The sequence below is a fragment of the Ohtaekwangia sp. genome, from assembly GCF_036568665.1.
In the GTDB taxonomy this organism is placed as follows: Bacteria; Bacteroidota; Bacteroidia; order Cytophagales; family Cyclobacteriaceae; genus Ohtaekwangia.
The window spans coordinates 1-6,192 of sequence record NZ_DATCSD010000307.1 but is presented as its reverse complement, the minus strand read 5'-3'; the positions used below and the strand labels follow the sequence as shown (position 1 = coordinate 6,192).

The 6,192-nt window shown below is 45.6% G+C and carries 4 protein-coding genes and 1 pseudogene; 3 read left to right on the top strand and 2 right to left on the bottom strand.

The features are described from left to right. Positions 1–1,470: pseudogene (locus VIN08_RS16765) on the top strand (DNA ligase-associated DEXH box helicase); the annotation flags it as partial. Positions 1,471–1,575: 105 nt separating this feature from the next. Here VIN08_RS16765 and VIN08_RS16760 read toward each other — a convergent pair. After that, positions 1,576–1,815, bottom strand: coding sequence for a hypothetical protein (locus VIN08_RS16760; RefSeq protein ID WP_331967357.1), 240 nt, complete (start codon positions 1,813–1,815; stop codon positions 1,576–1,578). Positions 1,816–1,833: 18 nt separating this feature from the next. On the opposite strand from VIN08_RS16760, the gene VIN08_RS16755 reads away from it, so the two are divergent. Beyond that, entirely contained in the window at positions 1,834–2,388 is a 555-nt protein-coding gene (locus VIN08_RS16755) for a GNAT family N-acetyltransferase (protein ID WP_331967356.1), read from the top strand. Here VIN08_RS16755 and VIN08_RS16750 read toward each other — a convergent pair. After that, positions 2,374–3,606, bottom strand: coding sequence for a Pycsar system effector family protein (locus tag VIN08_RS16750; protein ID WP_331967354.1), 1,233 nt, complete (start codon positions 3,604–3,606; stop codon positions 2,374–2,376). The genes VIN08_RS16755 and VIN08_RS16750 overlap by 15 nt on opposite strands. Before the next feature lie 141 nt (positions 3,607–3,747). Between VIN08_RS16750 and VIN08_RS16745 the strand changes: the two genes are divergently transcribed. Further along, positions 3,748–6,192 (top strand): metallophosphoesterase (locus VIN08_RS16745; RefSeq protein ID WP_331967352.1); only part of this gene is annotated, 2,445 nt, incomplete at its 3' end.

The following is a 6,192-nucleotide window of genomic DNA, read 5'->3' as shown; positions in this document are numbered from 1 at the left end:
GTTGACTTTCGCCCGGTAGAAACGGTGATACAAATTGGCGGACCAAAAGGTGTAGCGCGTTTTTTACAACGTGCCGGCAGAAGTGGTCACCAGCCCGGAGCGGTGAGTCGTATATACTTTGTGCCTACACATTCATTGGAGTTGATGGAAGCTGCCGGTATACGCGAAGCGATCGATAAAAAAATTGTAGAAGACCGCTTGCCCTATATACGTTCATTCGATGTGCTAATGCAGTATCTCATCACACTTGCTGTCTCCGAAGGGTTTGATGCTGATACGATATATAAAGAAGTGACGGGTACTTTCAGCTTCGCCAGCATGACACACGATGAATGGATATGGATCCTCAACTTTATTACTACCGGTGGCGACTCGCTGCAGGCATACGATGAGTATAGAAAAGTAGTTATACAACAAGGTATATATAGGGTAGAGAATCGTGCCATCGCGATGCGCCATCGATTATCGGTAGGTACCATTGTGGGCGATAGTTCGTTGTTCGTTCGTTTTGTATCGGGTAAATATCTGGGGACGATTGAAGAATATTTTATATCGCGACTATCGCCCGGTGATGTATTCTGGTTTGCCGGACGAAACCTGGAACTGGTGCGAATCAAAGATATGGAAGCACAAGTGCGCAAGACGAATAAGAAGTCTGGTGCAGTTCCCTCGTGGCAGGGCGGACGTATGCCGTTATCATCGCAGATGAGTGAGCTGATCCGGAACAAACTGGATGAAGTAGTGCAGGGTATAGAAACGGATGAAGAGATGAAATTTCTGAAGCCGGTGTTTGACTTGCAACGGGAGCGCTCACATTTACCTGGGAAGAATGAATTTCTGATCGAATATTTTCAGAGTGATGAAGGCTATCATGTATTGATGTATCCTTTCGAAGGACGTTTTGTACACGAAGGTATGGGCGCACTGGTGGCACATCGTATAGCACAGATCCAGCCTATAACTTTTTCTATCGCGATGAATGACTATGGTTTTGAGTTATTATCCGATCAACCTATACCCATAGAGGAAGCGGTGGAGACGAATGTATTGGGGAGTGATAACCTGATGACAGATATACAGGCGAGTATAAATTCTACGGAAATGGCGCGCAGAAAATTTCGCGACATCGCTGCTATATCAGGTCTCGTGTTTAAAGGCTATCCCGGCAAGCCGGTAAAGGACCGGCACCTGCAATCTACTTCGCAGTTATTCTTCAATGTGTTTAACGATTATGATGCACACAACCTGCTGCTACGGCAAGCCTTTGATGAAGTAATGGATTTTCAATTGGAGGAGGCACGCCTGCGCAGAGCACTCGATCGTATAGCGCATCAGAAGATCATCATCATGCATCCGGATAAACCAACTCCCTTTGCTTTCCCCATCATGGTAGATCGGCTACGAGAAAAACTAACATCCGAGAAAATTGAAGATCGTATTCGTAAGATGGTTATGCAGTATGATGAATGATTAGAGATTAAAGATTACAAAATTGGAAGATTAGAAGATTACAAAATTGAAGGATTAGAAGCTCTCCAATCTTATAATCTTTAAATCTTATAATTTTTCAATCCACTACACCAAGCCGTTCAGATATAGATTAAACTCCAGCGGGCTTGCTTCTTCAAACTCATCGGCTTTCAGGTCGTCAAAGATCTCTTCATCAAACTCCATCTCGCGCAGTTCGGCATGTCCATCGGCAGACACCGTTATTTCTTCGCCAGTAAACAGTATCGGATTTACCTTTACCAGTATCTTCACGCCTTCTATTTCTTTTTTGAAATACTGATGAACGATGTTGCTGCCTTTCGCCATTCTAGTTTTATTTGACCAATGATTCAACTGAATTTACCTGAACAGTTCACTACCGAGCGTCTGCTCCTTCAGCGGCTAAGGTACGAAGATGCTGAAGAAATATTCTATACCTACGCCAGCAAGCCTGAAGCAACCCACTACATGTCGTGGCCCACACATCAATCGATTGATGATACACGGTCGTTCATACAATATGCTACCTGGGCATGGAAAGAAGGAACCGACTTTTCCTATACCATTCGTTTAAAAGAAAACAATAAACTTATTGGCAGTCTCGGGCTGGTAAATGAACAAGGCAAGATACAGTTCGGGTATATCTTTAGTCCTACCTATTGGGGAAAAGGCTATGCTACAGAAGCCTGTCGCAAAACGATGGAGATATTGCAGCGTCAACGAAACATCTTCCGCATCGGTACATTTGTAGATGCCGATAATATAGCATCGATCCATGTATTGGATAAGTGCGGCTTTCGTGAAGAAGCACGACTAAGTAACTGGATGCGTTTCCCGAACCAGGGCAATCATCCGAAGGAATGTATAGTATTTATACTGCCGTTATCAGGGCGTGAGTAATTCTCTTATGGAATAAGGCTGATAATAGATCAGTGTCAGGATCAGGAATACAACAATAGACGCCACAAACCCGAACATGAAAATGGTATAGGAGAGGCGTATAAATTTATACTTCTTGGCAAGCACTTTCCCCAGGAAGTATATATCCTTGATCATGCTGCCGTAGAGGTAATCGTAGTCCTTCATCATTTCGCGCATGCCCCACTCATAATCCTTCAGCTGCATGTTGTGAAAGTTACCGAAGAACAACAGGTTGGTTTTTTTATTGAGAATATCCTCGCGTGTAAATTTACCTTTGGCAATGTTGGGGCGTGTAGCGAGTATAGCCATAATAATCGCTATAAGACAGGTAAACACCAGCATCAACGTAGGGGCTACCATGTGTGGAAACTCTTCCAGCTTTCTGAACAGCACACTGACCACGATCGATAGAATAATCGTATTGATCGAGATCATAATGTTGGCCTTGGTGTCGGCCATGCCACTCAGGTTGATGTGATTCTCCAATGTAGTGCGGAACATCGTTTCGATTCCGCGATCGGGACGTGAGTTTTTTTCGAGCTTCTTGCGCAGCTTCTGCAGTTCCTTCTCCATGTCTTCCAGACCGTTGGCTGAGCTTTCAGGCTTCAGCTCATTCTTCAGTCGCTTTATATTCTGTTTCTTCAAGGGCTGCAATATACGCTTTCCGTAGTCCGTAAAATACTCATGCGTCTTCATGAACTTCAGGTTGGCATGAAGCCATTCATCTTCTGAAGCAAAATGTATATTCTTGGTAGAGGCAATCTCTTCGCGTAATCGTAGGCCGCGCTCGCGTATATCGGCTTTCGCCAGGTGCGAGAGGTCTGCATCACACAATACTTCTCCCATAATATCTTTGGGCGATTGTGGCATTACCGTAGCCAGAATAGTACGCTGTACATCTTCTGTTTTCTTCTCAGAAGCCTGCCAGTCGCGCAGCAGCTTGGCTGCTATAGAAGCGGATTCCTTTTCATGATCGTTGGGGCCGTGCAGATAACCTAAATCATGCAGCCACGCTGCTACCAGCACCGTCTCCAGCTGGTCATCATTCAGGTTCGAAGCCGATCCTATTTCCTGGGCAGCTCTGGCAACCTCCTGCGTATGCTTCAGGTTATGATATACGCACGTTTTTGGTAACTTGTTGGTAAGGATCTCTTCTGCATAAGCCCTTGATTTTTGAACCAATTCAGTCTCTGCCATACACTTTCATGAAAGATAAACCTAAAACTAAGAAAATTTGTATTTAGTTTGAGTTTTGGATTTACAGCCTATAATTTAATACTATAGTAACACTTATAGTTACCGGCTGCAAAGAACCCTTTATACTCTATTTGCTGTGCTATGCATAAACTTCGACTCGCTTATTTTATTGTATTCGTTACTCTCAGTTGCCCACTTTTTTCGCAGCAAAAGAACTTTAGTATTTACCTGATTGGTGATGCCGGTGAACCTGACCTCGCCACCAACGGCTTGAAAGAGCTACTGAAGAAGAAGTATGACCCCGCTATACCTTCGGTGGTTTTGTTTTTGGGCGACAATATTTACCCGAAAGGGATGCCGGATGAAAATGACCACAACCGGTCGGAGGCAGAAGCTATTCTGCGGGGACAACTGAATTTACTGCAGGGATTTAACTCGCAGGTATATTTTATACCGGGCAATCACGATTGGAAAAAGGGCGGCCCCAACGGTTGGCAGCAGATCAATCGCCAGGAAGCCTGGATCGACTCCCTGCATTTACCCAATGTACATTTTCAACCCGAAGGCGCGTGCCCCGGGCCAGTGGAGATACCGTTGAGTGATAACGCAGTGCTGGTAATTATAGACTCGCAATGGTTTCTGCACCGCTGGGACAAACCGGAAGGAGATGATAGCCCATGCGATGTAAAGCGCCCGGAAGATGCCATTGTATTACTCGAAGATATATTTGTCCGTAACCAGGGCAAGCGCATTATAGTCGCGGCACACCATCCGCTCTATACCTATGGCGAGCATGGTGGTGTATTTACCTGGAAAGATCACCTCTTCCCGTTGCTCGATATGAACAAGAGCCTGTATATACCGATGCCGGCCATCGGCTCGCTATACCCGCTATACCGGAAATATATAGGCGATATACAGGACGTGCAGCACCCGATCTATAAACGGTATATCCAGCTGATGTCGTCACTGATGGAAAAATACCCGGGTACTATATATACCAACGGCCATGAACATGCCTTGCAATATGCCTGGAAAGACAGTGTACATTATGTTACCAGTGGCTCCGGTTCTAAATATACTTTTGTTAAGAAGAAAGGATATTCCAGGTTCGCAGCATCAGCTATGGGCTTTGCCCGGATAGATGTCATGACAGACGGCACATCGTCCATTGAATATTTCGAGATCGGCAAAGAGGAGCCGGTATACCAGGTACATGCAAAAGCTGTAGCCCGGCCGTTAACACTGGCGAATATAGCGTTGCCCGATTTTTCCAAGCCGGTAACCGTACATGCCAGCGACCGTTACGATGCCAGCGGCCTGCGTAAAACAATACTCGGTGAGAACTACCGCGAAGAATGGAAACAGGATATTAACGTACCGGTATTTGATATAGGGAAAGAAGCCGGTGGATTAAAGATCGTTCAAAAGGGTGGAGGTATGCAGACGCTTTCGCTCAGGCTGGCCGATTCATTGGGGCAGGAGTATACTCTTCGCTCTATTGAGAAATTTCCGGAGAAGGCGATTCCTTCCATGCTGCAAAAAACATTTGCTTCCGACCTGGTGCAAGACCAGATATCGGCAGCACATCCGTACGGTGCTGTAGTGGTGCCATTCCTGGCCGAAGCTGCAGGTATATATCATTCTAATCCGCGCGTAGTATATATACCAGACGATCCGCGCTTCGGTATATATCAGAAAGAATTTGCCAATACACTGATGTTGTTTGAAGAGCGGCCCGGAGGCGATGCCAGCAACAAACCGTACTTCGGCAGTTCCAAAAAAATTATCAGCACTGATAAAGTATTGGCCAAGCTCGCAGAAGATAACGACAACGCTATTGATCAGAAGTTTGTGCTTCGTTCGCGTTTGTTTGATATAGTGGTGGGCGATTGGGACCGACACGATGACCAATGGCGGTGGGCTACATTTAAAGATAAGAAATCAGAATACTACAGGCCGATTCCGCGCGACCGCGATCAGGCATTCTTCGTGAGCGATGGTGCTCTTGCCAAAGTATGGAGCCGCCGTTGGGCACTGCCGAAGTTTGAAGGATTTCACGATGAAGTCCGCTGGACACCCGGGTTCATGTTCAACGCGCGTTACTTTGACAGGAGCTTCTTAACAGAACCTACTGCAACGGACTGGGTAGAGCAAGCGAAGGAATTACAAAAAGCCCTCACCGATGAAGCCATTGAAGCTGCTATAAAGAATTTTCCGGAAGCAATCTATAAACTCCACGGAGAAACAATTATCCGTAAGCTGAAATCAAGACGTGATCATTTGCAGGAGTATGCCTTGGAGCACTATAAATTCCTATCGCGCGAAGTAACCGTGCAGGGCTCTGATAAGCGCGAGCACTTCGAAGTAGTACATCAGCCCAATGGCGATGTAACGATAAATGTATACAAGATCAACAAGGCGGGTAATAAATCCGACAAGATCTATAGTCGCGAGTTTCTTCGTAACGAAACCAAAGAAGTGCGCTTGCTGGGGCAAGGTGGCGATGATGTATTTCAATTCTCCGGAGAAGGCAAAAACAAAATTATTGTTCGTGTGATAGGAGGCGATGGTATGGATTCTGTG

Coding starts and splice junctions, on each gene's coding strand:
- VIN08_RS16760 (WP_331967357.1), bottom strand. CDS start 1,815: ATGGCGAAAGGCAGCAACATCGTTCATCAGTATTTCAAAAAAGAAATA.
- VIN08_RS16755 (WP_331967356.1), top strand. CDS start 1,834: ATGATTCAACTGAATTTACCTGAACAGTTCACTACCGAGCGTCTGCTC.
- VIN08_RS16750 (WP_331967354.1), bottom strand. CDS start 3,606: ATGGCAGAGACTGAATTGGTTCAAAAATCAAGGGCTTATGCAGAAGAG.